A 26,145-nucleotide genomic window follows, 5' to 3' on the forward strand; every position below is an offset into this window, starting at 1 on the left:
TCATTTGGATTGAACCTTCATGTACTTCTTTCCGTCGGAGAACAATCGCCGCAGCTGCAATTGGCCCAGGTGGTCGTTCGATATTTCGGCATGTCGTCATGGCGAGGGGGGAAGCCGTGTCCGGTAGACGGGTGCGCGGAAACAGCGGAGTGGTAAAGGCGCGATACCGGCGTGTGGCCGGGAGGCTTCTGGTCGGGTGGGCCGCGGTGCTGGCCTGGTCGTTGTGCCTGAGCCTGGCCTTCGGATCGACAGCGACCGCGCTGACCTCGTCCACCGCGTCCACTGCGGCGGTGAAGCCGAAGGCGGACCTCGGCCGTTCAGTCACCGGCCTGAAGCCCGTTCCGCACAAGAGCGTGCATCTTTCCACCGCCACCCGGCATACGACCGTGCCGACCCGGACCGCGTGGCCGGCCGTTCGCAGCGGTTCCCTGCAGCTCAAGGCGCCGACGCACTCGGCTGCCACCGGTGCCAAGGCACTGGCGGCAGGAGCACCGGTCTGGGCGCAGGCCGTAGCCCCCAGCAAGGGCACCTACACGGGGCCAACGGAACTGGGCGTCTCCGTACAGTCGCGGACCCTGTCCACCCGACTGGGGGTATCCGGCCCGGTCTGGTCACTCACTGCCGGCCAGAGCGCAACTGCTGGGGTTTCTGGCTCGGGTCGAGTGAAAGTGGGCCTGGACTACGGCGCGTTCAGCCAGGCCGTCGGCGGCAACTACGCCTCCCGGCTGCGCCTCGTGAGGCTGCCCGCCTGCGCACTGACAACCCCTCAACTCGCCCAGTGCCGCAAGCAGACACCCCTGACCTCCCTCAACGACGCTAACAACACAGCCGTATCCGCAGACCTCACGCTCGGCAGCACAAGCTCAGTGAAGAGCGCCGCCTCCACCGGCGTCAGTCAGACCGCGGAGGGAACGGCGTCTTCGGCTGTCTACGCCGGTGCGGCCACCAAGTCGGCGACGGCGCAGACAGCTTCGACCTCCGGCGCGGCCACCGTGATCGCGGCCACCGACTCCACCGGGCAGGAAGGTGGAGCCGGAGGAAACTACGCCTCGACCCTCTCGTCCGCAGGCTCGTGGGGCCAGTCGGGCTCGTCCGGCGACTTCACCTACACCTACAAGGTCGACTCCCCTGCGGCCTCAACCTCGCTTGCGCCGGACGCATCACTGTCCTACGACTCCGGCAGCGTCGACGGAAAGACCGCTAACACTCAGGCTCAGGCATCTTGGGTCGGCGATGGATGGACCACGCAGGACTCCTTCGTCGCCCAGGAGTTCACCTCCTGTGCCGACTCCCCGGAGGGCAGCGCCGGCTCGGTCACCACCACCGACGAATGCTACGACGGCCCAATCCTGACCATGTCCCTCAACGGGTCCTCGACCTCAATCATCTACGACAAGGACACATCCACCTACAAGCTGGCCGACGATAATGGTGCCACGGTCACCAAGGTGACTAGTTCGTCGAACGGATCGGACACCTACGACACCTCATACTGGGTGATCACGGAGAGGGACGGCACCAAGTACTACTTCGGCCGCAACGAACTGCCCGGCTGGACCTCCGGCAACGACACGACGAACTCGGTGGACTCCGAGCGCGTGTACTCCGCCCACTCCAGCGACCCCTGCTACAACTCCACGGCCACCAGCAGCTACTGCACCATGGCCTACAAGTGGCACTTGGACTATGTCGCCTCCGCCACCGGCGCGGCGATGGCGTACTACTACAAGCAGGACACCAACTACTACGGCGCCTACAGCGGAGACTCCGAAGTCAAATATGTGCGCGACTCCTACCTCGCGCACATCGACTACGGCTTCACCACTGCCAACGGTCCCTACGGCACCGTCCCCGACAAAATCGTCTACGGCACCTCGGTCCGTTGCACGTCCACCAGCAGCAACTGCGGCAGCGCGGAGACCTCGTCCAACGCCTCCTATTACCCGGACGTCCCCTACGACCTGGTCTGCGCCTCCGGCGCAACGTGCAGCCCCTACGCGCCGTCGTACTTCTCCACTGTCCGCCTGACGTCGATCACCACCCAGCAGTACTCGGTCTCCTCCAGCGGCTACGTCACGGTCGACTCTTATGCGCTGACGCAGACCGAGCCGTCCACGGGCGACGCGACCAGCGCGACCCTCTGGCTGTCCTCGATCCAGCGCACCGGTTCGGACACCACGGCAGGCGGCTCGACCTCGTCGATCACCATGCCGGCGGTGAAGTTCACCGGCTCGGCACTGGAGAACCGGGTGAGCACCTCCACATACCCGGGCCTGTTCCGCTACCGCATCACCGCGATCACCAACGAACTGGGCGGAGTCACCGGGGTCTCCTACACCCTGCCGACCGCCTGCTCGACCTCAGCCACGCCATCCTCAAACACGGCGTCATGCTTCCCGGAGTACTGGACCCCCAGCGGCTACATCAGCCCGATGCTGGACTGGTTCAACAAATACGCGGTCCAGGAAGTCCTGGAGACCGATACCACAGGCGGCTCGGCGACCAAGGAGACCGACTACTCCTACTCGGGCGCGGCCTGGCATTACGACGACGACGAGACCACCAAGGCCAAGTACCGCACATATGGACAGTGGCGCGGCTACCAGAAGGTCACCACCACCACCGGTAGCGGCGCCGGAGACGCTCAGACCAAGCAGGTCGACTCCTACTACCAGGGCATGGACGGCGACCGGCTCTCGGCCACCTCGAACCGCAGCGTGTCGCTGACCGACTCCCAGGGTGGCAGCCACACCGACTCCGACCAACTGAGTGGCCAAATACTGGAGTCCACCTCCTACCTCGGCAACGGCGGAGGTGTCGACAACTCCACCATCACCTCGTACTGGATCTCCGCGGCAACCGCGACCCGCACGCGCTCAGGGCTGCCGGACCTGACTGCCAACGCGACGGGCACCGCGGAGGAGTGGACCCGACAGCGGCTGACCGACGGTGGCAGCACAAGCTGGCGTTACAACGAGACCGACACCACCTACGACGCCACGCGCTCCGATGACGACTTCGGTCTGCCGACCTACACCTACACGCACACTGTGCCGGCCGACACCCACTACGACCAGTGCACTGCCACCACGTACGCCCCGGCCAACACCAGTGCCAACCTTGTCGGCCTCGTCTCCGGTACAGAAGAGGACTCGGTGGCCTGCTCCGGCTTCACCGAGGGATCCGTCACGTCCGTGCCGAGTGGCCTGAACACTTTGAGCGCACCGGTCAGCGTGAACCGGCCCGACCAGGTCATCTCTGCCACCCGGACCTTCTACGACGACTCCACCTTCGCCACCGCGTTCCCACAGGCCAGCGCCCCGACCATGGGCCTGGTCACGATGACCCGCCAAGCCACCGACTACGGCTCGGGCGCTTTCACCTGGCGGACGACTGCAAAGAGTGCCTACGACAGCACCTACCACCGCCCAGCCAGCATCACTACCGGTAACGGCAACACCACCACGACCACCTACACGGTCAATTCCGCCTATCTGACCACCGGACAGACCGTCACTGATCCCACTGTGAGCGGGGTCATCCACACCAGCAGCTCGACACTGGACCCGGAGCGCGGGCTCACCCTCACCAGTACCGACGCCAACCATGTAGTGACCACTGCCCAGTACGACGCGCTGGGGCGGGGCACATCGGTGTGGAAGAACTCCCGCGCCACCACCTCTCTGGCAAACCTCACCTACACCTACACGCTGTCCAACAGCTCCCTCTCGGGTGTGGTCACCAATGTCCTCAACGACAACAGCGGTTACCTCACCTCGGTGAGCATCGAGGACTCCCTCGGCCGTTCTCGCCAGACCCAGACCTACACCCCCCAGGGCGGCCGTCTGATCGACGACACCCTGTACGACTCACGCGGCTGGACGGCAAAGCAGAACACTGACTACTGGGACTCAACCACCACCCCGACGCTGGCAGTGGACTCGGTACCTGACAACCAGGTCGCCGACCAGGACGTGTACACCTATGACGGGCTCGGCCGGCAGATCTACGACACCTCCGAGAAGAACGGTTCAGTCGTCTCGACCAACACCACGGTGTACAGCGGCGACGCCACCACCGTCATCCCGCCTAAGGGCGGAATCACAAAGACAACCCGCACCGACGCGCTCGGCCGTACCAGCGAGCTCGACGAGTACACCACTGCACCGACGCTGACCACCCCGCTGAACACCGCCACCGGAAGCCTGTACCTCACCCAGGGCACCACCAGCGCCACCACCTACGGCTACGACGGGCACGGCCAGCAGTCCACCACCACCGACGCCAAGAACCAGGTGTGGACAAACACCTACGACCTGGCCGGTGAGGTGGTCTCCAAGACAGATCCCACAGCCGGCTCGACCTCGGCCATGACGTACGACGGGGACGGCAACCTCCTGCAGGCCCAGGACTCCCGCGGCAGATACGTCTCCTACACCTACGACGCCCTCGACCGTAAAACCGGCCAGTACGCCGCAGCCGCCGCCGACCAGACCGCCTACACCTCCACCGCCTCCCCAGGTAACCAGACCGCAGCCTGGGTCTACGACAACTCCAACACCGCCATCACCGGCATGACCTATCCGGTCGGACACGCCACCACCGCAACCTCGTACAGCGGCGGCTACGCCTACGTGCAACAGGCCATGGGCTTCAACGTTTTCGGTGAATCCCTGGGCGAAGAGACCATCATCCCCCCTGCTGCACAGGGCACGGTCCTCGGCAAGACCTGGAAGATCACCCACTCTTACACCAGCGTCAACGGACTGCTGTGGACCGACGGCTACGCCCTAGGTGGCGGGCTGCCAGCTGAGACCGTCACCCATGGATACAACAACGACGACGAACTCAACGCCGTTGTCGGCACCTACAGCTACTTGCAGAGCACTACGTACAGCGCCTACGACCAGGTCGCCCAGGTCAAGCTCGGCACCGCAACCTCCTACGCTACCGTCACCGACGGCTACGACGCACACACCGGGGAACTGGCCGACCAGCTCGTCACCCGCTCCACCACCACCCCCGCCACCATCGACGAGACCGCCTACACCTACGACCTCTCCGGCAACATCACCCACCAGACCGAGACCCGCTCCGGTTCCAGCATCACGGCCGAAACCCAGTGCTACTCCTACGACACCCTCGACCACCTCACCAGCGCCTGGACCACCGCCTCAACCGCGACCGGCACGTGCGACACCACGCCCACCAGCAGTGACCACAGCACCGTTGGAGACGGCATCGCTGGCGGAACCTACTGGACCAGCTGGACCTACGACGACATCGGCAACCGGCTCACCCAGACCCAGCACACCATCTCCGGCACCGGCAGCGACACCCTCACCAACAGCGTCTGGTCCAGCAGCCAGCCCAACACGATGAACGGCACCACCACCACGGGCGGATCGACCACTTCGACCAGCTACGTCTACGACGTCGCCGGAAACATGACCACCCGTGACACCAGCACTGGCGACCAGACCCTCCTCTGGAACAACGCCGAACAGCTGACCAGCGTCTCCAACAGCACCACCGGCACCGCCACCAGCTACGTCTACGACGCCGACGGAAACCTCCTGCTGCAGATCGACCCCAGCACCACCACTCTGTACCTCGGCAGCGAACAGATCACCCTCAACGATTCCGCTGGCACCGCCACCGGAGTGCGCTACTACAGCACCCCTGGCGGCGCGACCGCGGTACGCACTGGCACTGGCACCAATTACGGCTTTGAACTCGACGCCGACCGGCACGGAACCAACAGCCTCTACCTCGACTCCACCGCGCAGACCCCTACCTGGCGCCAGTTCGACCCCTACGGCAACTCCCGCGGCACCACGACGACCTGGGCCGACAACCGCACCTTCCTCAACAAAACCACCGACACCGCCACCGGCCTGACCGACATCGGTGCCCGCGAATACGATGCCACCCTCGGCCGCTTCATCAGCCTCGATCCCATATTCGAAGCCACCAGCCCCCAAGAACTCGGCGGCTATACCTACGCCGATGACAATCCTGTCAGCGGGAGCGACCCCACCGGTCTCTGCCCGGAAATCGACTGCCCGACACGCCCAGGGCCCGGCTACGAGAACCACACGCCAGGAACCACTCCTGGAAAGCCGAAGAAATCAGCCAACACCATCTATGCGGAACAGGGCGTTTCCTGGGGCACGTCGCAAAACAGTAGCGATACGGCTGCGAGTTGCTGGCCTCTCTCTAGCTGCGGCGTTCAGTCGAATCCAGCCAACAATGTCAACAATATGGGTGACGCCGGACCGGACATTCCTTCATTCTGGGACAATATCGTTCACTCGGTTTCCCAAAGTCCTCTTGCGTCCTTGTTGTCGGGAAATCTCTCCGAGACCTTGTCGAGGCTGAAAGGGGGGAACTGTGTCCCAGGCGCCAGCGGTCTGTGCCCACCGCTTACAGGGACATTCGATGGAGGGCCGCTGGGCGGCGGACTCGAAGTCGGACTGTCTGAAGCGGCCTCCGAACTGGCGGGTGCGCGGCTAACCACCGGTCGGATATTCGACGGGGACGGCAACGTGCTTCGCCCGGACGTGACGAGCGGCTCGGGGCCGCTGCAGCGCAAGGTGCATGAAATACTCGACAGTTCTCCGAATATCCGCCCACTAATGAACAAGAACGACAAGTTTTGGTCGGAAGAGCACGTAGAGACGCAGTTCGCTGCATGGATGCGCGGAAACAAGGTCACCAATGCGGACGTCTATATCAATCAGGACTATATTTGTGGCGGTCCGCACGGGTGTCAGCTAGCGGTCCGGGCCATCCTTCCGCGCGGGTCAACCATGACAGTGCACTATCCTGGGATGAGCGAACCGCGCGTCTTCAAGGGAGTAGCCCGAATTGATCCTTAATGTCCTCTTTCGCGGTGATTACTCTTACGCGGAAAGTGAATCCGAGAGGGCGGCGCTTATTTCTCGCGTCATGGCAAACCTCCAAGGTGAAAAAAGTGGCCTGGGGTATATTAGTGCTGGCGATGACGCCGTTTTCAGCTTCGCCCGTTCGCGCTACACCAATGAGACCTTCGACTGGTGGCCGGATAACTATCTCCATGTTGCGGCCAATCCGTCGACCGGATACGGCGGGCTGATTTGGTACGTTAGCGCCGATCGGGCCGAAAAGGTCGAGGATGAAGTCTCTAAGCATACGTGGGTTTCCGATAATCCAAATCCACCAAAGTTTGACCCCCGTGTCGTGCGCGATCCCAGCTTTCCTCGATTTCATGATCCCCGTAGCGCTATTCCTATTGGGCATGTCCGGGATGCTGTCGAGGAATTTTGCAGGGTAGGGACAGGCGACCGTCCCGCGTGTGTGGAGTGGGCGCGCAGTGACACGCATGGAGCGCGGCTCGACTAACCTCGCTCGTTCATGAGGGGCCGCCAGTTTGCTCCCGGTCCCTTATGTGGCGGGAGTTGGATGGGTTTTCGGAGTCCTGGCGGGTTGATGGCCCGCCTCTCGCGTCAGGTGCGCGCCGGGTTCCACGGCGGCTCCGGTGATCTGGTACTGCTCGCGAGGATGGAGGAGTCTCTGGTCAGTCAGGGGCCAGGAGAGCACGAAGCTGGTCCGGGGCATCGGTGATCGCGTCTTTCCGGGGCCAGTGCTTTGCGAGATGGAGGAAGCGGCGGAGGCTGGTGGTGACAAGCTGGGCTGCGTTGGGGCTCCCAGAGCCGAGCTGTGCTGGGTCGGAGCGAGCATGGGCATCCTGGTCGGCAGGTCGAGCGCCATCTCCAGCCAGATCTGGTTCTGCACGGTGTCGTGGAGGGGGAGGTTGAGCAGGTCCGTGGTCCGGGCGGCGCGGATACGGTCCACTCTGTGTACCTCCCGTGTGACTGCATACTCACATAGGGGCCCTTCATGGGGAACCAAGCGCCGGTCCTCCACGGAACTCGGAGTCGGGGCTGAGGTGGCTGCGTCTACCGGTCTCGACGGGGATTCGCGCGTCGGATGATGAGGAGAGGTCGTCAGACTGCCGAGCGCAGACAGTGTGGTGTCCATGCCGGGTGCGTCGAGCGTGCAGTCCGTCGGCGGATGAACGGGTTGATGACCTCGTCGACTGTGATCCGTGAACGTGACCTAACAGGTGCTATTGCGCGGCCTAACAGACCAGGTGTTTAGAAGGCGCCTGTCGGGGCCATGCCTGTCATACCTCTGACCTGCCCTTACGTGTTGCCCTGAGCGGGCGCCAGTGAATCTTCCGCCGTTTTCGGGAAGAGGTGCCTCTGGCTGCGACTGCTGCTGGCTGCACAGCTGACTTACGGATTTGGAACCGACGCTGGCCGATTACGCGCGCGGAGGGCAAGCGGGCGACGTCTTGTTGGGCGGCCCGTACTCGGTCAGCAGGCGTTGTAGGTCCTCCTCCACCGCGCTGTACCGCAGCTCGCTGTCGGCGTCCTCCTGGAACCAGCCGAGGGCGTACAGGAGAAGGAGCGGCTTGTGCGGCGCGCGTGTTCCGTTTCGCGTCCACTGCCTCAGCTTCGTGGTGCGCTCCAGCCAGTCCATGGCCGGTGATCGTAGCGACGGTTCGGACCTCGGTGGGCTGTCCGCGTCACCGCTACGCGGCCCGGGCGGCCCATGTGCGATGGCCCAGGCTCAGGCGGATGCAGGACCGGTGGATCACGTGCTGGACCTTCCGCTCGGGGCAGTTCAGGGCCAGGGCGATGTCCACGGAGCCGAGCCCGTCGGCGAGCAGCCGCAGCATCTCGGCCTCGCCCGTGTCCAGGGCGAGGCCGGACGGGCCCGACGTGGACCGGTTGCGCAGTGCGCGCAGGTCGGCTCGTAGCGCTCGGACCATCGACTCGGGTGGATCGAGAGGGGTTCGGCCGTCAGGCGTACGCAGCAGGGCGGGGACGATGCGGTCGAGCCCGGCGCGTGAACGTGGCAGTACGCAGACCGGTCCGTGGTCGACCGCCCGCAGCAGTTGCCGCTCGGTTCCGAACCGCTCGGCGACGAGGACCACCTGCGGCCCGCTTCCTCGCGGCGGACGGTCCGCGTCGTGCATCACCTTGAGCGTCTGTTCGCCGAGTTCGTGAGCCATTATCAGCATCGCCTCCGCCCGGGCCGCCTGCTCCTGGCCGAGCACCCGCAGGCGAGGCTGGGCCCGCAGAGCAGCCGCGACGGGGGCTGCGGCCATCTCCCCGGAGGAGGTGACGGCAACTGTCATCGGAGGTGTTCCGCGTCCAGGTCTCATGGCCTGTCTCCTTCGCCCTTGTCGGACACGCCGACTTCGAACCGAAGGTAGGTGTGGTGAGGGCGGTGTGACTTCAGTCGGCCGACTGTCCCGGAGGGACGTGACCGTGGCCCGTCAGCCGCCCTCATCCGCCCGTCAGTCGTCCGACTGAAGTCAGGGCCGCCGTCGGCGGATCACGATGGTGACGAATCGGACCAGCCCCTATCGGCCTGGGAGGACGACATCGTGACTCGGCCCCGCATCCTGATCGTCGGCGGTGGCTTCGCGGGTATTGCCTGCGCGCGCCGCCTGGAAAGGCTTCTCAAACCCGGAGAAGCAGAGCTCGCCCTGGTGGCGCCGCTCGGCTACGAGCTCTATCTGCCTCTGCTGCCACAGGTGGCGGCGGGCGTGCTGACCCCGCAGCCGATCGCCGTCTCGCTGCGCAGAGTGCTCCGCCGCACCCGGATCGTGCCTGGTGCCGCGCTCGGTGTCGATCCCGTGGCCAAGGTGTGCGTGGTGCGGCTGATCACCGACGAGGCGGTGCGGGAGCGCTACGACCTCGTGGTGCTGGCCAGCGGCAGCGTGACCCGCTCGTTCGACATCCCGGGTGTGCCCGAGCACGCCCACGGCATGAAGAACCTCGCGGAGGCGGTCGCCATGCGCGACCACGTCATCTCCCAACTCGACCTGGCCGACGCCACCGATGACCCGCGTGAGCGGGCGGCCCGGTTGCGCTTCGTCGTCGTGGGCGGTGGCTACGCCGGTACCGAGACCGCCGCCTATCTGCAACGGCTCACCCTCGCCGCCGCACGCCGCTACCCGGCGCTGCGCCCGGAGCTGATCGAGTGGCACCTCGTCGACGTCGCTCCGCGACTGATGCCGGAGCTGGGCGACCAACTCGGCGACAAGGCACTGAAGTTGCTGCGACGCCGCGGGATCGAGGTCACCCTCGGGGTGAGCGTCGCCTCGGCCGGGCCCGGCGAAGTCGTCCTCACCGACGGGCGGCGGATGCCCACTCACACCCTGTTGTGGACCGCGGGGATCGCGCCGAGCCCGTTGATCGCCTCCATGGAGGCGCAGACCGTACGCGGACGGCTCGCCGTCACAACTGAGCTGACCGTGCCGGGACTTGACGGAGTGTTCGCCGTCGGTGACGCCGCCGCCGTGCCCGACCTGGTCACCGGCGGGGACGCGATCTGCCCGCCCACCGCGCAGCATGCGCTGCGCCAGGGCAGGACAGCGGGTACCAACGTCGCCGCGCGGGTACGCGGACAGCGGCTGCGTCCGTACCGGCACCGCGATCTGGGCCTGGTCGTGGACCTGGGTGGCTTCGGGTCGGTGTCCCGGCCGCTCGGGATCCCGCTCAGCGGGTTCGCCGCGCAGGTGGTGGCGCGCGGCTACCACCTCCTGGCGCTGCCCACGCTCGTGGCCAGGACCCGGGTCGTGACCAACTGGGTTCTGCACGCGGTCGCGGGTGACGACTTCGTCCGTACGGGATTCCTCGCCCGCCGGCCGACCACGATCCGCGACATGGAGGGGACCGGGGGCTATCTGACTCCGGACGAGGTCCGTGCCGTCTCCGCGACCCCGCACCCGGCCCCCGGGTCGTGACCGCTGGGTCCGGAAGGAAGGAGCAAGCAGCGTGATTCCTCGATACCGCCCGCTCGTCGACCACTGGGACTGGCAGCGCTACGCCCTCTGCCGGGGCATGGACACCTCGCTCTTCTTCTCGCCCGCGGGTGAGCGGGGCCGGGCGAGACAGGTCCGGGAGGAGAAGGCGCGGGCCATCTGCGCGGCCTGCGCCGTCAGGGAGGTCTGTGCCAGTACGGCCCTCAACAGCGGGGAGCAGTACGGATTCTGGGGAGGTCTGACCGAGGGGGAGCGCGAGGCGATCCGGCTCCGGCTCCACCGTCGGAACTTACCGCCGCGAGCTGCCTGATGCGTCGCCTGACGGATCGCCTGACGGCGTCGAAGTGCCGGCCGGAAACCCCGAACCCCGGGGTTTCCGGCCGGCACTTCGACGCCGGGGTGAGGGGCTCTTTCAGAACATCGATCCACCTCAGAACGCCCACGCACCTCAGAACGCTCATGGACCTCAGAACACCAGCGGACGCGGCTTGTGCTGGATGCTGATCCAGTGGTGTGTGGTGAAGTCGTCGGCGACCCACCTGCCGCCGAAGCGGCCGATACCGGACGCCTTCTCGCCCCCGAACGCGGCGTGGACGTCGTCGTGCACGGTCGTGTCGTTGATGTGGGTCATTCCCGCCTCCACCCGCTGGGCGAAACGCAGGCCGCGTTCCACGTCCCGGGTGAAGACGCCGCTGGAGAGGCCGTACTGGGTGTCGTTGGCGATCCACAGGGCGTCCTCCTCACCGTCGGCGCGGACGAGGGTGGCGACCGGGCCGAAGACCTCCTCGGCGGCCGTGGTCACGTGGTTGTCGCCGAGCAGTACGTGGGGTGCCAGGACGCGGCCGGCCGGGCCGGTCGGTTCGCCGGAGAGCAGCAGTTTCGCTCCGTCGGCCACCGCGCGGGAGATCTTGTCCCGGATGCCGTTCAGTTGCTTGTCGTTGATGACGGGGCCGATCTGGGTAGCCGACGCACGGGGGTCGCCGGTGCGCAGCAGCCGGGTGAGTTCGACGAAGCGGTCCACGAACTCGTCGTAGACCGAGGTGTCGACGACGACCCGGTTCGTCGCCATGCAGATCTGGCCCTGGTGGTAGTAGCTGCCGAACACGGCGCATTCGGCGGCCCGTTGGAGGTCGGCGTCGTCCAGGACTATCAGGGGGCCGTTGCCGCCCAGCTCCAGTGCGAGCTTCTTCAGGCCCGCCTTGGCGGCGATGCCCCGGCCGACCGGGGTGGATCCGGTGAACGAGACGACCCGGGGGATCTCGTGCTGCACCAGGTGGTCGCCGATGTCCCGGCCCCGGCCGACGACGACGCTGAGCAGGCCCGGGGGCAGTCCCGCCTCCTCGTACACCTTGGCGAGCAGCAGGCCGCCGGTTACGGGCGAGTCCTCGGCCGGTTTGAGGACGACGGCGTTGCCCAGGGCCAGCGCCGGGGCGACGGATCGGTTGGACAGGTACATCGGGAAGTTCCACGGGCTGATGACGGTGACCACACCGGCGGGTTTGCGGTAGACCCGGTTCTCCTTGTCGGGGACGTCCGTGCCGACCGTGTCGACGACGTCCGCGGTGTGGCCCGCCCCGGCGGCGGTGACCGCGGCGGTGATGGCGACCTCCACGGCGGCCCGGGCGCGGGTGGCGCCCACCTCACGCGTCAGCCAGTCGCCCAGTTCGCCCGCTCGTCGCATGACGATGCCGGCCGCCCGCTCGAAGACCGCCGCCCGCTGCTCCGGTGCGGTCCGCGCCCAGGCGCGCTGTGCCTCGCCCGCCGCACGGCAGGCGCGATCCACGTCCTCGGTACCGGCCAACGGGATCTCGGCGAGTACGGCGTCGTCGTAGGGGTTGGTGTCGGTGAGGACGGAACCGGAGCCGCCGGAGCGCCACTCGCCGGCCAGGGGCATCCGGTCGAATCCGGTGTAGGGGGTGGGAGTCTCGGGCATGGCCTTCCTCCTTGTAGAGGTCGTGCTGTGTTGCGAGGTGTGCGTCGCGGTGGGTCTCAGTGGCCGACGGCCGGGATCTGGGCGGCGAGCAGGTGCGGCGGCAGGGCCCCGAGCTGCTGGAACAGGCCGAACTGGTCGATCACCGTCCAGTTCTCGAACACCTTGCCGTCGTGGAAGTGGAAGACCGTCAGGGCGCGGACCTCGACCCGCCGTCCCGTCGCGGGGAGCCCGCTGTAGTCGCCGGTGTGCGTGCCACGCCAGGTCAGTCGGGTCACGACCTTGTCGGCCACGGCGATCTGGTCCTCGATCACCACGTCGAGGTCGGGGAACCCGGTCAGCCGGTTGGCGACATTGCGCCTGGGGCCCTCGGTCCCCACCGTCCTCCCGTTGGTGCGGAAGTCGTGGGTGAAGATCTCGTCGGCGAGACCGACATTCCCGGTGGCACCCTCCGTCAGCCAGCGCCGGGCGATCGCGGTGTTCCGTTCCTCCTCGCCGTGAGATTCCTCTGTGGGGGACATCGGCTACAGCCCCTGCTTGGCGAGCCAGCCGAGGCAGGTGTCCGCGACCGCGTGCCAGCCGTTGTCGACGGTGAGTGAGTGGCCCCGGTCGGGGAACTCGACGAGATCGGTCACCGCGGTCGAGTGGCGGTACTGCTTGAGCGTGGACTTGGTGATGGCCTCCGGAACCGTGTGGTCCTGGCCGCCCATGATCAGCAGCAGCGGCCCGCGGTCGTCGTTGCCGGTGTCGACCGCCGCGGGTGAGTGCGGGGCGAAGTTGGCGCCGGCGGCCTCGAACAGCGGCTTGCCCGGCGCCGGGATGGTCCACTGGTCGTAGAGCGCGTCCGACTCCTCGGCACCGACCGCGTTTCCGAAGGCGAACCGGAACTGGTCGGCCGTCAGGGACACCGCCCGGTGTTTGTTGGCCGGGTTGGCGAACACCGGGAAGGTCGCGCGCAGCGCTGACAGCGGGAGCGGCAGTACGCCCTTGATCTGGGCCGCGTCGATGGCGATCGCGGCGGCTGCGAGATTCCGGCCCAGCAGCTTCTCGGCGATCATGCCGCCGAAGGAATGGCCGATCAGGATCGGCGGTTCCGGAAGCTCGTCGATGATGTCCGCGTAGTGCTCCACCACGTCGTCGATACCGTGGTCGGCGATGCTGTCCGGATGCGCGCGGGCGAGTTCGACGGTGTCCGCCACACCCGGCCAGCCGGGTGCGACCGGGCGGTAACCCGCCTCCTCGAACAATTCCTCCCAGGGTGTCCAGGAGGAAGCGTGCAGCCAGAGGCCGTGGATGAAGACGACGGGTGTGCCGTTGCCGGTCATGGCGGGGTCCTTTCGCCGGGAGACGCGCCGGTATGTCGCTGTGCCTGCATGGTCACCGGCGGGGCGCGACCCCGGCTTCAGTCATGCGACTGTCCGTTCCTCCGGGCATCACGGAGCCGCTGCCGGTACATCGCCACGACGTCCGGCGGAAGGTGGAGCTGTTGCGCGATCTCCGTGTCCGGCAGACCGCCGGCGAGGAGCGCGCCGATCCGCCGCTCCCGATCGGGTATGCCCGTCTGTCCGGCCGTGGCGGGCCAGGCGGGGCGGGTGCCCACGGCCATCAGTTCCAGCCTGGTCCGGTCGCCCCAGGTGGCCGAACCCGCCCGGTCGAACGTGGCCTGCGCGGTGGCGAACAGCGCCGCCGCCTTGTCCGGACGGCCGTGACGGCGCAGCCAGGCACCGTAGGCGAGCTCGGTCCTCGCTCGAACCAGGGGCCATACGGAGAGGTCCTCGCGCAGTGCGGCCGAGTAGAGGTTCTCGGCGTCTTCGTCGGCGGCCAGTACGGCCCGCGCGTACGGCAGATGGGCGTGCAGGATCGGGGCAGGGGTCGTGAGCGCGATCTCCTCCATCTCCGCCAGCACCCGCCGGGCGTCCTCGCGGTCGCAGGCCCGGTCGGCTGCTTCGGCGAGGAACGTCAGACCGGTGAACCGCTCCCGCTGGTGGAAGCTCGGATCGGCCGGGTCGAACGCGCGGCGCAGCGCCCGGTAGGCGTCCTCGTTCCGACCGGCCGACAACCAGGCCACGCCCCGGGCCAACTGGACGCAGGACAGCAGGTCGTTGAGCCCGCGGCGGCCTGCCTCCAATTCGGCTTCGGCCGCCAGCCGCAGGGCAACCTCCGCGTCGCCCCGCAGCGCGTGCAGAACCGAGCCGCACGCGAGAGTGCCGGTCCGCCAGGTCGGCTGCCCGGTCTCCTCCGACAGCCGCTCGCCCTCCCGCGCGCAGGCCGCCGCCCGGTCCAGGTCCCCCAGATCCAGATGGACCATGACCTGCATGCTGAGCACGTGGGAGAGCAGACCGAGCCTGCCCTGCTCGCGCAGCGCCGTCTCCGCCCGCCGCAGCAGCCCGGCGGACAGCGCCTCATGACCGACCGCGTGCGCGGCCATGCCCAGCAGGCGCAGCGCGTCGGCGTCCACGCGACCGTCCGGCGGCACCCGGGACAGCGCCTCGATCGACACCGCACAGCGAAGCACGGGTTCGGCCACGGCCAGGGCCGCGGTGCGGCGGGGGTCGTCGTCCACACCGTCGAGCCCTTCCGCTACGGCCACCACCAGGGCCCGTGCCGCCGGACCGGTGTCGCCCCACCAGCAGCGCAGGGCGGCGCCGAGCAGAAGGTTCAGGGCCAGGTCGTGGTCGTCGGCCTCGGCGGACCGCAGCGCGATGTCGCACAGGTCGAAGACCCGCCGGGCGTCGCCGGGGACACCGTCGTCGAAGATCTCGCTGAGCCACTCCTTGCGGGCCAGGTCCAGTTCGGACAGGTCGGTGCGGGCCGCGGCCCGGAGCAACTGGTCGACGAGGTCGGCCCGCCCGAGCCCGAAGGCGTGCTCGGCCGCCGTCAGCAGCCGGTGGCCGCGCCGGGCGGATCCCCTCGTCAACCGCGCGGACCGTTCCAGGTCACCGATGGCCGACATGACCGCTCCCCGGCCAAGCGCCAGCGCGGCGTTGGCCTCCAACTCGTCGGCGATCTGGTCGTCGGGGCCGACGATCGACTGCGCGCGGTGCCGTGTACGCCGGTACGGCTCGTCGACCAGCGCCTCGGCGAGCGCCGCGTTGGCTGCCTGGAGCCGGGCCAGGCACTCGGCCTGCAGTACGCCGGAGCGCATCAGCGGGTGCCGGAACTCCACGGCGCCGTCGCGTACTTCGATCAGTCCCACCGTCTCCGCCGGGACAAGCACCGTCCGTGCGACACCGCTGCCCCGGAGCACCGAGGTGGCCGCCAGGATCTCGGCCAGGGCGCCGACCGAATCCACCGCGGCGACGAGCAGCGCGTCGCGGGTCGGCCCGGGCAGCTCGCGGACCCGGCCCGCGAACGCCCGCTCCAGCCGGTCGGGCAGGCTCAGCGGACGGAGCCCGTCGGTCGGCGACAGGCGGAGCGCGTCGGGGAGTTCCAGCAGCGCGAGCGGATTGCCGAGGGCCTCGCCCTGGATCCGCTGCCGTTCGGCCGGGCTCAGACCGGGGGCGTGGGCCGACAGGATGCGTGCGGCTGCCTCCCGGTCCACCCTGCCCACCGTGAGCTGCGGGAATCCGGCGGTCAGGAACGGGCCGGGGTGACCGGTGCGCATCGCGGCCACCACCACGACCGGGCCCACCGCACGGCGGCCGAGGAACGCCAGGACCTCATGGGTCTGCGGGTCCAGCCACTGGATGTCGTCGGCCAGTACGAGGACCGGCCGGTCCTCGGCCACCGAGGCCAGCAGGTTCACGACGGCCAGCGCGATGAGGTACAGCTCGGGTGGCGGCCCCTCGGTCAGCCCGAACGCCGGAAGCAGCGCCGCGCGCTCGGTTCTGGGCAGCAGGGGCACCAAGTCGAGTACCGGGCGCAGCAGTTGGTGCAGCCCGGCGAAGGGCAGGGTGGCCTCGGACTCCACGCCGACCACGGTGAGCACCCGGAACTCCCGTGTACGGGCCGTGTGTTGGGCGGCGCGCAGGAGGGCCGACTTGCCGATGCCGGGGTCGCCGAGTAGCAGGAGGACCCCGGGCCGCGGTGGTGTCCCGTCGAGGAGCGCGTCCAGCAGGTCCGTCTCGCGCCGCCTGCCGACAAGCACGCCGCTGCCCATGGGTCTCCTCGTCCGGTCGCCATTGACGGGACGAGACTATGGACACCGCGCGGGTGCCCGCTTCAGTCATGCGACTGAAGCCGCCGACGGGTGGCCGCCGCCCTCAGGCCGACAGGGCCGCGCGTCGCCACTCGCTCGGTGACAGCCCGTAGGCCGCGCGGAACCGGCGGCTGAAGTGGGCGGGATCGCGGAATCCCCACTGCCGGGCGATCGCGGAGACGCTTCGCCGGGAGCTGTCGGGACGGGCCAGTTCCTCCCGCGCGCCGTGGAGCCGCAGGCCGATGATCCACTGTTCGAGGCTGAGATCGGCCTGGGCACAGATCTTGTACAGGTGGCGTACGGAGATGTTGTGCGCGGCGGCGATGGAGACCGGTCCCAGCTCGGGATCGGTGAGGTGGCTCCGCACGTGGGCGCGTATGCGGGTGAGGAGCGTTTCGGCGAGCACAGGGCGGGAGTACCGCTCGTCCTCCGCGGCCGAGGCGAGCAGCGCCATGGCCAGTTCGGTGACCGTGGTGCCCAGGGTCACCGCGGCCGGGTGGTCGCTGAGCCGCGCCGCGTCCTGGGTGACCTGGCTGATGTGGTCGGTGACCAGGCGGTACAGGGGACTCGTCGGGAGGTGCTGGGCAGCCCGCCGGACGACGTCGACCGGAAGGCCGAGCGCCTCGATGGGGACCTGCACGCAGCCCACGGCTCCCTCGCCGGACCAGCTGAAGTCGTAGGGCGCGGACAGGTCCATCACCAGCATCTCCCCGGGCGGGACGAGCCGCCGGCAGGCCAGTTGCTCCTGACGTCCGTCGGCGAGCTTCTGGACGGAGAGCGCCACGACGGGTGCGGCGTCCTGGCGGGCCTGTTTGGGCGTGCGGAGGAGCCGCAGGCCGGACGACCAGGTCGAGAAGATCTTGACGTCGCCGAGCTGCCACAGTTCCATCCGGGTGCGGATGCCGAGATCGGCGTCCTCGTGGATCACATGGCAGGGGACAGCCGCGTACTTCATGGCCGCGCCGACCGCCTCCGCCCGGTCACGGGCGGGGAGCCGAGCCGTGTCGAGGATGATTCCCAACCGTTCCTCCAGGGCCGTCCAGGACCGGACCCATGATTCCCGTGCCGAAGCGGAGATCGCGGCCGGTGCAGTCTCGGGCAAGACCTGTGCACAGACAGCCAATCCGCACGAACGCCTCGCTCCTAGTGTTCCAGGAGAGCGCGCGGACTGCTTCCGCATCGGACAGCAGGTGGGGGCCGTGCCCGGCAGGAAGGCGGCGTGATGACGTCATCGGAACTCGTCGGGCGTCACAAGGAGCTGAGAGCGCTGTCCGACGCCATCGACCGGGCCCCGGAACACGGCGCGGCGATCGTCGTCCGGGGCGAGGCGGGCATCGGCAAGTCGGCCCTGCTGGGCAGGGCCGCCGACCACGCCCGCGGCGCCGGGCACCGCGTGGTGCGGGCCACCGGGACGGAGGCCGAGGCGCGGCTGCCGTTCGCCGGAATCCACCAGCTCCTCGGTCCGTTCCTCGACGATGCGGACAAGCTGCCCGCGTTGCAGCGCCGGGCGCTGGCGTCGGCGTTCGGTGCCGAGGACGCGCCCTCTCCCGAGCCCTTCCTCATAGCGCTGGCCGCGCTGAACCTGCTCACGGAGATCTCGGCCCGGCGGCCGATGACCGTCCTGGTCGACGACATCCAGTGGCTGGACCGGCCCAGTCACGAGGTGCTGGCGTTCCTGGCCCGGCGGATCGGGAGCGACCCGATCGTCATCATCGCGGCGATGCGGGAAGAGCACGCCGGACCGTTCGCCGCCGTGTGCCTGCTGGAACTGCGTCTCGGCGGGCTGGACGAGCGGGCCGCACGTGAACTGCTGGAGGTCACCGCCGCCGATCTGAGCGCGGCCGACCGGACGAGGATCCTGCGGCAGGCGGACGGGAACCCGCTCGCACTGGTCGAGCTTCCCGCGGCCTCGCGCTCGGTACGTGGCTCCGTCGTCGAACCCGTCCTGTCGTTCCTGCCGCTGAGCGCACGGCTGGAGGAAGCCTTCGGCGGACGGATCGTGGAGTTGCCCGCCCCGACCCGGGACGCCCTGCTCATCGCGGCCGTCGACCACGAGAGCGTGGTGGCGGAGATCCTCACGGCGGCCTCGTCGCTCTCGGGCCACCCGGTGACGGTCGGGGTGCTCGACGCCGCCGCGGCGGCCGGGCTGATCCGGTTCGACGAGGTGAGCCTCTCCTTCCGGCATCCGCTGGTCCGCTCCGCCGTCCTCCAGACGGAGTCGCTGCGCCGCCGCCTGGCCGCCAACGCCGCGCTCGCCGAGGCACTGGCCGACCAGCCGTACCGCCGCACCTGGCATCGCGCCGAGGCGATCGTGGGTCCGGACGACGAGGTCGCCGACGAACTCGACGCCCATCACGTGCTGAGCATGCAGCGCGGAGCGGTGGCCGCCGCGATCTCGGCACTCGAACGGTCGGCGCAACTGACCACCGACTCCGCGAGGCGCGGACGGCGGCTGCTGCTCGCGGCGGAGCACGCGTTCGGTCTCGGCCGCGCCGATCTGGTCGACCGACTGCTCGCCCTGGCCGACGGCAACGCCCTGTCCGAACTCGACCGCGCGCGCAGGGAGTGGCTGCGGGAGATCTTCCACGACGGGGTGCCCGGAGACGCCGCCAGGGTGGTCGAGCTGTGTGACATCGCGCAGCGGTCCGCGCGGGCCGGCGACGACGACCTGGCGCTCAACCTGCTGCTCGGGGCGGCCCTGCGCTGCTGGTGGGCCGACACCGGTCCGGCGGCACGGGCCCGCGTGGTGGCCGTGGCCGAAGGGCTCGACGACGTGGACGGCGACGCCCGGTACATCGCGACGCTCGCTCTCGCGGAGACCGTCCTTCGGTCGGCCCGCGTCACCGAACTCCTCTCCCGGGTCACCGTGGACACCGTCACCGACCCCGCCGCGATGCGACTCCTCGGCATGGCGGCCATGGCCATCGGCTCGCCGGTGGCCAGCCTGGACTTCCTCGACCGGGCGGAAGCGAGGCTGCGCGAACAGGGCCGCCTCGGGCTCCTCTCCCACGTACTCAACATGGGCCAGGTCAGCCGCATCGAACTGGGCGAATGGGAACAGGCCGAGATGGCCGCCGCCGAGGGCGGCCAACTCGCCGACGAAACGGGCCAGTTGATCTGGAACACCGGGACGCTCGCCTACCGCGCGGTCACCGCGGCACTGCGCGCCGACAACGAGACCGCCCAACGACTCGCCGACGAGGCCGAGGAAACCGCCGCAGAAAGACGCCTGAACTGCGTGCTGTCGGTCGTTCAACGCGCCCGCGGCACAGGCTGGTTGACCGCGGGAGAGTACGGACGGGCCTACGACAGTCTGCGCCGCCTCTTCGACCCCGGCGACCCCTGCCACCACAGCACCGCCTCCTTCCACGGGGTGATGGACCTCGCCGAGGCGTCCGTGCACGCCGACCGCCGCGACGACGCCCGTTCAGTGATCGCCGGTCTGGAGGAGCTGACCTCCCGTTCGTCGTCGACGACCCTGCGCGTCCAACTCTCGTACGCCCAGGCGATCCTGGCGGACGACGACCATGCCGAGGCCCTCTTCACGGCCGCGCTGAACCAGGACCTCAACCGCTGGCCCTGGCCGGCCGCCCGCCTCCAACTCGCCTACGGGTGCTGGCTGCGACGGCACCGGCGGGGGACGGAGTCACGGATACCGCTGCGGTCGGCGCTGACGACGTTCGACCAGATCGGTGCCAGGTCCTGGGCGGACCAGGCACGGGCGGAATTGCGCGCGGCCGGAGAACGGACCTCCGCGAAGGGACCTTCCGCGCTGGGTCTTCTCTCAGCCCAGGAACTGCAGATCGCCCGCCTCGCCGCCGAGGGACTGTCCAACCGGGAGATAGGCGACAGGCTCTACCTCTCCCCCCGGACGATCGGCTCGTACCTCTACCGGATCTTTCCCAAGCTGGCCATCACCTCCCGGTCCCAACTCGCGGGCCGACTGGAGGCGGTGTGAGCAACGACGGCCGGGGCAGGGGCAGTTGGCTCGCAGCCCGGTGGCTGCTGGTCGCCGTCGCGGTCACGCTGGCCCTCGCCGTACCGCTGACCGGGCGGGAAGCCGCGCTCCCGGTACTGCTGGTACTGGTCCCGTTCTCGCTTGTCCACGGTGTCCGGCGCTATGGCGCGAAAGTGCTCCTCTTCTTCCTCGCCGAGACGCTCGTCGTGAGCAACTTCTTCGAGGACCTCAGCATCTCCACCGGGTTCCCCTTCGGCCACTACCACTACACCGGTGGACCCCAGTTGATCCACGTCCCGATCCAGATCGGCCCGATCTACTTCGGGCTGGGGTACGCGTGCTGGCTGGTGGCCAGTGCCCTGCTCGATGAGGCCGACGCGGGTCTTGGCACCCGCACCCGAACGGGCCGGCGGCGCATCGACGCGGTGGCGCTGCCGATGCTGGCCGCGGCGCTGATGACGATGTTCGACGTCGGCAGCGACTCGATCGCCTCCACCGTCGGCGGGATCTGGGTCTGGGAGCGCGGCGGCGGCCTGTTCGGCGTTCCGTACACCAACTACCTGGGCTGGTGGCTCGTCACCTATGTCTTCTTCCAGATCTTCGCCGTCCACCTGACCCGCTCGCGTGTGCCCGTGCACACCGAGGACCGGGGCGCCCTGCTCCAACCCGTCCTGGTCTACGGGGCACTCGGCCTCAGCTCCGTGCCGTACTTCGTCGCCGCCCCGGACGGAGCCGTCACTGACCCGACCGGGACCGTCTGGAGCGGGCACGCCATCGACGAGAGCATGATGATCATCAACCTGTTCTCGGTGGTCCTCGTCGCGCTCTTCGCCGTGGTCAAGCTGGCGGGCCGCGACAGTCGGGTGACTGAAGCGCGGCCCACCCCGCCGACCGATCCTGGTGGTACCGCACCCATCGAAGGAGAACCGTCGTGCCGACACCCCTGACCGACCAGCCGCAGGACGACCTCGCCGTGGTCCGCGCGGTCTACGACTTCATCAACGGGGTCAACCCGGAGGGAGCTGCCCTGGCGGATCCGGAGATCACCGTCCACCAGTCCGAGGAGCTGCCCTGGGGCGGCTCGTACGAGGGGCTCGCCGGATTCCAGCGCTTCTACGAAGCCGTGTCGAGCGCGATCCACAGCGAGGTCGAGACCGAGACGCTCTACCAGGCCGGCGACCGGGTCGTGCAGAGCGGCCGGTCCCGGGGTTTCGCCCGCGCCACCGGCAAGCCGTTCGACGTCCCCGAGACGCACATCTGGCGCGTCCGGAACGGCCGGATCACCGACCTCGAAATCTACGTCGACACGCCGGCCCTCCTGGAGGTGCTCAAGCCGTAGCCGCCGCCCGGTCGCCCGTCGCCGCCCACGTCCCGCCACTCGCGGGGGGACATCCCGTAGGCCGCCTGGAACACCCGGCTGAAGTGGGCGGCGCTGGTGAAACCCCAGCGGCGTGCCACGGCAGCCACGGTGCGGCGTGCCGCTTCCGGGCGGGCCAGTTCACGGCGGCACTCCTCCAGCCGACGCCGCTGGATCCACCGGCCCACCGTGACGTCCTCCTGCTGGAAGAGCTTGTAGACGTAGCGCACGGAGATGTGATGGGCGCGGGCGATGACCCCGGGGGTCAGATCGGGATCGGCGAGGTGCCGGTCGATGAACGCCCGCATCCGCAGCAACATGACCCGGTCGGCACCGGGGGCGGCGACCGGCTCCCGCCCCAGTCGCTCGTGTGCCAGGCCGGTGATGAGGTCCACCGCGTTACGGGCCAGCAGGTCACCGATGTGCGGCGGACACGACCCCGCGGCATCCGCGAGCCTGGACAGGAAGGGCGACACCAGCGCGCCCAGCGCCGTGTCGGTGCGGATCGGGGTGGCCGTGATCCGTTGCAGATCGGACTCCTTCAGTCCCAGGAGCCGCCGGGGGAGGAGCACGGACTTCGTCTGGTGTCGCTCGGGGAAGTCCATCCGGTGGGGGCGCGTCATGTCGTAGAAGACGATCTCCCCGGCTTGCAAGTACGCCTCGCGGGCGTCCTGTTCGAGTCTGGCGACGCCCTTGCCCTGGAGTCGCACGATCAGGTTCTCGGTGGTGCCCCGGGCGATCAGGCGCGGGGTGCGGACGGCTCGCAGGGAGTCGCATTCCACCGTGACGACCTGAAGCCGTCCGAGCCGGGCGGCGCGGATGGTGCCCGAGTACACGTCGTCGGGGACGACGATGTCGACATCGGTGAACGTCCGGGACAGTGCCTCGCGCCAGTACGCCCGCCTTCGGCCGGCCGGCGCCGAATCCGTGGAGTAGCCACTGCTGGGAAGGCCGCCGTGTTCCGGCACCTCTGAACCAGACGTCATGTTCTCGACCCCTCGACCGGTGTCGTCACTCGTCCCTGCCGTATCCCCACGCGAGTCAGCCGCCGTCTCCCACGTGCAGCACGATCTTGCCGCGCCGGTGCTCCTTGCCGAGCGCCTCGTACGCGGCCGGTGTCTCCGCCAGCGGTACGACCCGGTCCACTGCCGGGGCGAGCCGGCCGTCGTCGATCAACTCGGTGACGGCCTCCAGGCCGGCGCGGTCGGGCTCGACGACGAAGAAGACGCCCCGGCCCTTGGCGGCCGAGGCCGCTTCCGGGTCCGGGGGCTGCACGATGCTGACGAGGGTTCCGCCCGGGCGCAGTACGGCCCAGGAGCGGGCCTGGGTCTCGCCGCCGACCGCGTCGAACACGACGTCGACATCGGCGACTTGGTCCTCGAAACGGCCGGTGCTGTAGTCGACGACGTGGTCGGCGCCGAGCTGAGTGACGAACTCCCGGTCCTGCGGCAGGGCGGTGGTCGTCACCCGGGCGCCCCGGGCCCTGGCGATCTGGACGGCGAAGGAACCGACGCCTCCGGCGCCACCGTGGATCAACACATGCTGGCCAGGCGTCAGTTCGGCGTGCCCGACCAGTCCCTGCCAGGCGGTGAGTGCCGCGAGGGGGACGGCCGCCGCGTTGTCGTGGTCCAGCCGGGTGGGTTTGGCGGCGAGGACGTCCGCGGGGACGGTGACGTACTCGGCGGCGGCTCCGTCGCGGGTGAAGGGGATCAGGCCGTAGACCTCGTCGCCCACAGCGAGGCCGGTCACCTCGGTACCGAGCGCGGACACGACTCCGGAGACCTCGTGGGAGGGGACGACCGGGGTGCGGTCGAGCCCCGTCCCGTCGAAGCTGTCGGTCCAGCTGGCGTCCCAGTCGAGTTCGCCGGAGGTGATGGACGCGGCGCGCACCGCGACCAGGACCTCGCCGGGGCCCGGTTCGGGACGCGGGGCCGACTCGTACGTCAACTGCTCGGGTCCGCCGCGCTCGTGGGCTCGTACGGCACGCATGGTGTTCATGGTTCGATCACTCCTTGGGTGGGTGGGGGCGCCCGCCGGTGTGCTCACCAGGTGGGGATGAACCCTCCGTCGACGGTGATGTCGGCGCCGGTGACGTTCGCGGTCCGGTCGGCGGCCAGCAGCAGGACCACGTCGGCGATCTCGGCGGGCCGGGAGAAGCGGCCGGTGACCGTGGTCCGTGCGGCGTTGTCGATGACGTCCTGGGGTTTCATGCCGGTCGCCTCGGAGACCGTCGCGGCGACCCCGCCCTTCCCCAGCCAGAGATCGGTCTCGACCGGCCCCGGGCTGACGGTGTTGACCCGGATCCCCTTCGGGCCGACCTCCTTGGACAGGGCCTTGGAGAAGCCCGCGAGGGCCGCCTTGGAGGCGCTGTAGTCGATGACCGCCGGGTCGGGGAGCGCCGCGTTGACCGAGCAGATGCTCACGATCGAGCCCCGTCCCCGGGCCAGCATCACCGGCAGGGCGCTGCGGGTCGTACGGACGGCTGTCATCAGGTTGAGGTTGAGGGTGGTGAGCCATTCCTCGTCGGTGACTGAGAGGAATCCTCCGGTACGGGCCGGAGCCGATCCCACGTTGTTGACGAGGATGTCGATCCGGTCACCCGCGGCCTCGATGAGCCGTGCGGGTCCGGACGCCTCGCCCAGGTCGACCGGTACGACCCGCACGTTCCCCGTCGCGGCCAGTTCCTCCAGTTCGGGCGAGGAGTGCCGGGCCCCGGCGTGGACCGTGACCCCCTCAGCGATCAGCGCCCGTACGACCGCCAGCCCGATCCCCCTGCTGGCACCGGTGACCACGGCCACCTGTCCGTTCAGTCCGAGATCCATCGTGTGCTCTCCTCTCGCTCTCGCACATCACACATGCCGGTCAGCCGGAGTGCCTGGCGGCGTCGAGCACGATGCTGACTACCGCGTCGGGATGCGACACCATCACCGCGTGTGACGAGCCGACGGTCTCGACATGAGCATGCGCCCGCCGCGCCATGAATCGCTGCCCGGCCGGCGGAATGGCCTTGTCGTTGAGCGTGATCAGGTCCCAGCTCGGAACCGTCTTCCACGCGGGTGCTCCCGACACCTGGGTCTCGGCGGTCAGCGACAGCGGGCGCTGGGTCGCGGCCATCTGCGCGGCCGTACGCGCGGGCACGTCGGCGGCGAACACCGACCGGAAGTCGGCGGGCTTGATGTAGATGTCGGCGTCCGTGCCGCCCGGCGCCGCCGGGTTCGGGAACGGCCGTACGTCCGTCGTGTCCTTCCCGAGCAGGGATCCGGGGTAGGTGGCCGGGTCGAGCACCGTGGCGATGCTCTCGCCCTGGTCCGGGACGTACGCGCCGACGTACACGAGCGCCCGGACGTCCGGGACGCCGCGAGCGGCATTGGTGACGACGGCTCCGCCGTACGAGTGGCCGACCAGCACGATGGGGCCGTTGATCGTCTTCAGGATCGAGCGGACGTAGTCGGCGTCGCCGGTCAGGCCGCGCAGCGGGTCTGCCGCGGCGATCACCGGATAGCCCAGCCGCTGTAGCGCCGAGACCTCGGCGTTCCATCCGCTGGAGTCGGCGAAGGCGCCGTGGACGAACACGATCGTCGGTTTGCTGCCGCCGGCGGCGCTGTCCGCGTTCGTGTGTGTGGCGGAGGCCGTGGCGGTGCCGACGAACACCAGCACGAGGGCGCCCGCGGCGGCGGTCACGGCGCGACGCTTCCGGATCACGGCGACGGATCGCCGCAGGTGAGGAGACATGGTCTTCCTTCCGTCGGATGTACCGACGCTAGGACCGGCGCGTGGCAGTCGGCTTCAGTCACGTGACTGCGCCTTCGGGGCCGTCCGGACCACCGGGGGAGCCGCGGGTGATCGGCGTGAGCCGGGCCGATGCAGTAATTTGAGACCAGCCGGGGTCCGGTGGCGTCCGGCGTGCCGTGGGTGCGACAGACGGCGGCAAGTCGGACGT

17 protein-coding genes and 1 pseudogene are annotated in these 26,145 nt (G+C 69.0%); 7 read left to right on the plus strand and 11 right to left on the minus strand.

Translation table 11 applies throughout. The annotated features are described in order from the left end of the window. Positions 1 to 206 precede the first annotated feature (206 nt). Positions 207 to 6,881, plus strand: a complete 6,675-nt coding sequence (locus OG223_RS41350; RefSeq protein ID WP_329260474.1) for a DddA-like double-stranded DNA deaminase toxin — start codon at positions 207 to 209, stop codon at positions 6,879 to 6,881. Positions 6,882 to 6,951: 70 nt separating this feature from the next. Next, positions 6,952 to 7,383, plus strand: coding sequence for an Imm1 family immunity protein (locus tag OG223_RS41355; protein WP_329260477.1), 432 nt, complete (start codon positions 6,952 to 6,954; stop codon positions 7,381 to 7,383). A 936-nt stretch (positions 7,384 to 8,319) separates the two neighbouring features. Here OG223_RS41355 and OG223_RS41365 read toward each other — a convergent pair. Both OG223_RS41365 and OG223_RS41370 read right to left on the minus strand, forming a co-directional pair. Further along, positions 8,320 to 8,526 (minus strand): annotated as a pseudogene (locus tag OG223_RS41365) (phosphorothioated DNA-binding restriction endonuclease); the annotation flags it as partial. Between the two features lie 52 nt (positions 8,527 to 8,578). Further along, the gene (locus OG223_RS41370) at positions 8,579 to 9,214 is read right to left on the minus strand and encodes a hypothetical protein (RefSeq protein WP_329260480.1); all 636 of its coding nucleotides are present in this window, start codon (positions 9,212 to 9,214) and stop codon (positions 8,579 to 8,581) included. 225 nt (positions 9,215 to 9,439) lie between these two features. On the opposite strand from OG223_RS41370, the gene OG223_RS41375 reads away from it, so the two are divergent. Then, positions 9,440 to 10,804, plus strand: a complete 1,365-nt coding sequence (locus OG223_RS41375; RefSeq protein ID WP_329260483.1) for an NAD(P)/FAD-dependent oxidoreductase — start codon at positions 9,440 to 9,442, stop codon at positions 10,802 to 10,804. A gap of 97 nt (positions 10,805 to 10,901) precedes the next feature. Further along, positions 10,902 to 11,132, plus strand: coding sequence for a WhiB family transcriptional regulator (locus tag OG223_RS41380; RefSeq protein ID WP_329265739.1), 231 nt, complete (start codon positions 10,902 to 10,904; stop codon positions 11,130 to 11,132). A gap of 156 nt (positions 11,133 to 11,288) precedes the next feature. Here OG223_RS41380 and OG223_RS41385 read toward each other — a convergent pair whose 3' ends face one another. The 5 genes from OG223_RS41385 to OG223_RS41405 all read right to left on the minus strand — a co-directional run bounded on the left by OG223_RS41385 (position 11,289) and on the right by OG223_RS41405 (position 17,911). Next, on the minus strand, positions 11,289 to 12,755 hold the full coding sequence (locus tag OG223_RS41385; protein ID WP_329260486.1) for an aldehyde dehydrogenase family protein: 1,467 nt from the start codon (positions 12,753 to 12,755) through the stop codon (positions 11,289 to 11,291). A 56-nt stretch (positions 12,756 to 12,811) separates the two neighbouring features. After that, the gene (locus OG223_RS41390; RefSeq protein ID WP_329260488.1) at positions 12,812 to 13,273 is read right to left on the minus strand and encodes an ester cyclase; all 462 of its coding nucleotides are present in this window, start codon (positions 13,271 to 13,273) and stop codon (positions 12,812 to 12,814) included. 3 nt (positions 13,274 to 13,276) lie between these two features. Next, complete coding sequence (locus tag OG223_RS41395; RefSeq protein ID WP_329260491.1) at positions 13,277 to 14,077, minus strand: alpha/beta hydrolase; 801 nt, start codon at positions 14,075 to 14,077, stop codon at positions 13,277 to 13,279. A 77-nt stretch (positions 14,078 to 14,154) separates the two neighbouring features. Further along, on the minus strand, positions 14,155 to 16,851 hold the full coding sequence (locus OG223_RS41400; protein WP_329260493.1) for an AAA family ATPase: 2,697 nt from the start codon (positions 16,849 to 16,851) through the stop codon (positions 14,155 to 14,157). A gap of 103 nt (positions 16,852 to 16,954) precedes the next feature. Continuing rightward, the gene (locus OG223_RS41405) at positions 16,955 to 17,911 is read right to left on the minus strand and encodes a helix-turn-helix domain-containing protein (protein ID WP_317887697.1); all 957 of its coding nucleotides are present in this window, start codon (positions 17,909 to 17,911) and stop codon (positions 16,955 to 16,957) included. Between the two features lie 201 nt (positions 17,912 to 18,112). On the opposite strand from OG223_RS41405, the gene OG223_RS41410 reads away from it, so the two are divergent. From OG223_RS41410 to OG223_RS41420, 3 genes are read left to right on the plus strand one after another with little or no spacing between them, the layout of a single operon-like run. Then, entirely contained in the window at positions 18,113 to 20,848 is a 2,736-nt protein-coding gene (locus tag OG223_RS41410) for a helix-turn-helix transcriptional regulator (protein ID WP_329260498.1), read from the plus strand. Then, positions 20,845 to 21,795 (plus strand): carotenoid biosynthesis protein, encoded by a 951-nt coding sequence (locus OG223_RS41415; protein ID WP_329260501.1) that lies wholly within the window; start codon positions 20,845 to 20,847, stop codon positions 21,793 to 21,795. Before OG223_RS41410 ends, OG223_RS41415 begins: the two co-directional genes overlap by 4 nt. Then, positions 21,780 to 22,187 (plus strand): nuclear transport factor 2 family protein, encoded by a 408-nt coding sequence (locus tag OG223_RS41420; RefSeq protein ID WP_329260504.1) that lies wholly within the window; start codon positions 21,780 to 21,782, stop codon positions 22,185 to 22,187. Before OG223_RS41415 ends, OG223_RS41420 begins: the two co-directional genes overlap by 16 nt. Here the strand turns inward: OG223_RS41420 and OG223_RS41425 are convergent. The 4 genes from OG223_RS41425 to OG223_RS41440 are packed head-to-tail and all read right to left on the minus strand — an operon-like array spanning position 22,145 to position 25,886. Continuing rightward, the gene (locus tag OG223_RS41425; protein ID WP_329260507.1) at positions 22,145 to 23,191 is read right to left on the minus strand and encodes a helix-turn-helix domain-containing protein; all 1,047 of its coding nucleotides are present in this window, start codon (positions 23,189 to 23,191) and stop codon (positions 22,145 to 22,147) included. The two genes, OG223_RS41420 and OG223_RS41425, sit on opposite strands and share 43 nt — an antisense overlap. A gap of 55 nt (positions 23,192 to 23,246) precedes the next feature. Further along, a complete protein-coding gene (locus OG223_RS41430; RefSeq protein WP_329260509.1) occupies positions 23,247 to 24,203 on the minus strand; it encodes an NADP-dependent oxidoreductase in 957 nt (318 codons plus the stop codon). Positions 24,204 to 24,247: 44 nt separating this feature from the next. Next, complete coding sequence (locus OG223_RS41435; protein ID WP_329260512.1) at positions 24,248 to 25,027, minus strand: SDR family NAD(P)-dependent oxidoreductase; 780 nt, start codon at positions 25,025 to 25,027, stop codon at positions 24,248 to 24,250. 40 nt (positions 25,028 to 25,067) lie between these two features. Then, positions 25,068 to 25,886, minus strand: a complete 819-nt coding sequence (locus OG223_RS41440) for an alpha/beta fold hydrolase (protein WP_329260514.1) — start codon at positions 25,884 to 25,886, stop codon at positions 25,068 to 25,070. Between the last annotated feature and the right edge of the window lie 259 nt (positions 25,887 to 26,145).

The organism is Streptomyces sp. NBC_01478 (genome assembly GCF_036227225.1).
Lineage (GTDB): Bacteria > Actinomycetota > Actinomycetes > Streptomycetales > Streptomycetaceae > Streptomyces.

What these genes read in the sequence shown, in the direction of transcription:
- OG223_RS41395 (WP_329260491.1), bottom strand. Translation starts at nt 14,077, where the DNA reads ATGACCGGCAACGGCACACCCGTCGTCTTCATCCACGGCCTCTGGCTG.
- OG223_RS41390 (WP_329260488.1), bottom strand. Translation starts at nt 13,273, where the DNA reads ATGTCCCCCACAGAGGAATCTCACGGCGAGGAGGAACGGAACACCGCG.
- OG223_RS41355 (WP_329260477.1), top strand. Translation starts at nt 6,952, where the DNA reads ATGGCAAACCTCCAAGGTGAAAAAAGTGGCCTGGGGTATATTAGTGCT.
- OG223_RS41425 (WP_329260507.1), bottom strand. Translation starts at nt 23,191, where the DNA reads ATGACGTCTGGTTCAGAGGTGCCGGAACACGGCGGCCTTCCCAGCAGT.
- OG223_RS41430 (WP_329260509.1), bottom strand. Translation starts at nt 24,203, where the DNA reads ATGAACACCATGCGTGCCGTACGAGCCCACGAGCGCGGCGGACCCGAG.
- OG223_RS41385 (WP_329260486.1), bottom strand. Translation starts at nt 12,755, where the DNA reads ATGCCCGAGACTCCCACCCCCTACACCGGATTCGACCGGATGCCCCTG.
- OG223_RS41380 (WP_329265739.1), top strand. Translation starts at nt 10,902, where the DNA reads ATGGACACCTCGCTCTTCTTCTCGCCCGCGGGTGAGCGGGGCCGGGCG.
- OG223_RS41370 (WP_329260480.1), bottom strand. Translation starts at nt 9,214, where the DNA reads ATGAGACCTGGACGCGGAACACCTCCGATGACAGTTGCCGTCACCTCC.
- OG223_RS41435 (WP_329260512.1), bottom strand. Translation starts at nt 25,027, where the DNA reads ATGGATCTCGGACTGAACGGACAGGTGGCCGTGGTCACCGGTGCCAGC.
- OG223_RS41410 (WP_329260498.1), top strand. Translation starts at nt 18,113, where the DNA reads ATGACGTCATCGGAACTCGTCGGGCGTCACAAGGAGCTGAGAGCGCTG.
- OG223_RS41400 (WP_329260493.1), bottom strand. Translation starts at nt 16,851, where the DNA reads ATGGGCAGCGGCGTGCTTGTCGGCAGGCGGCGCGAGACGGACCTGCTG.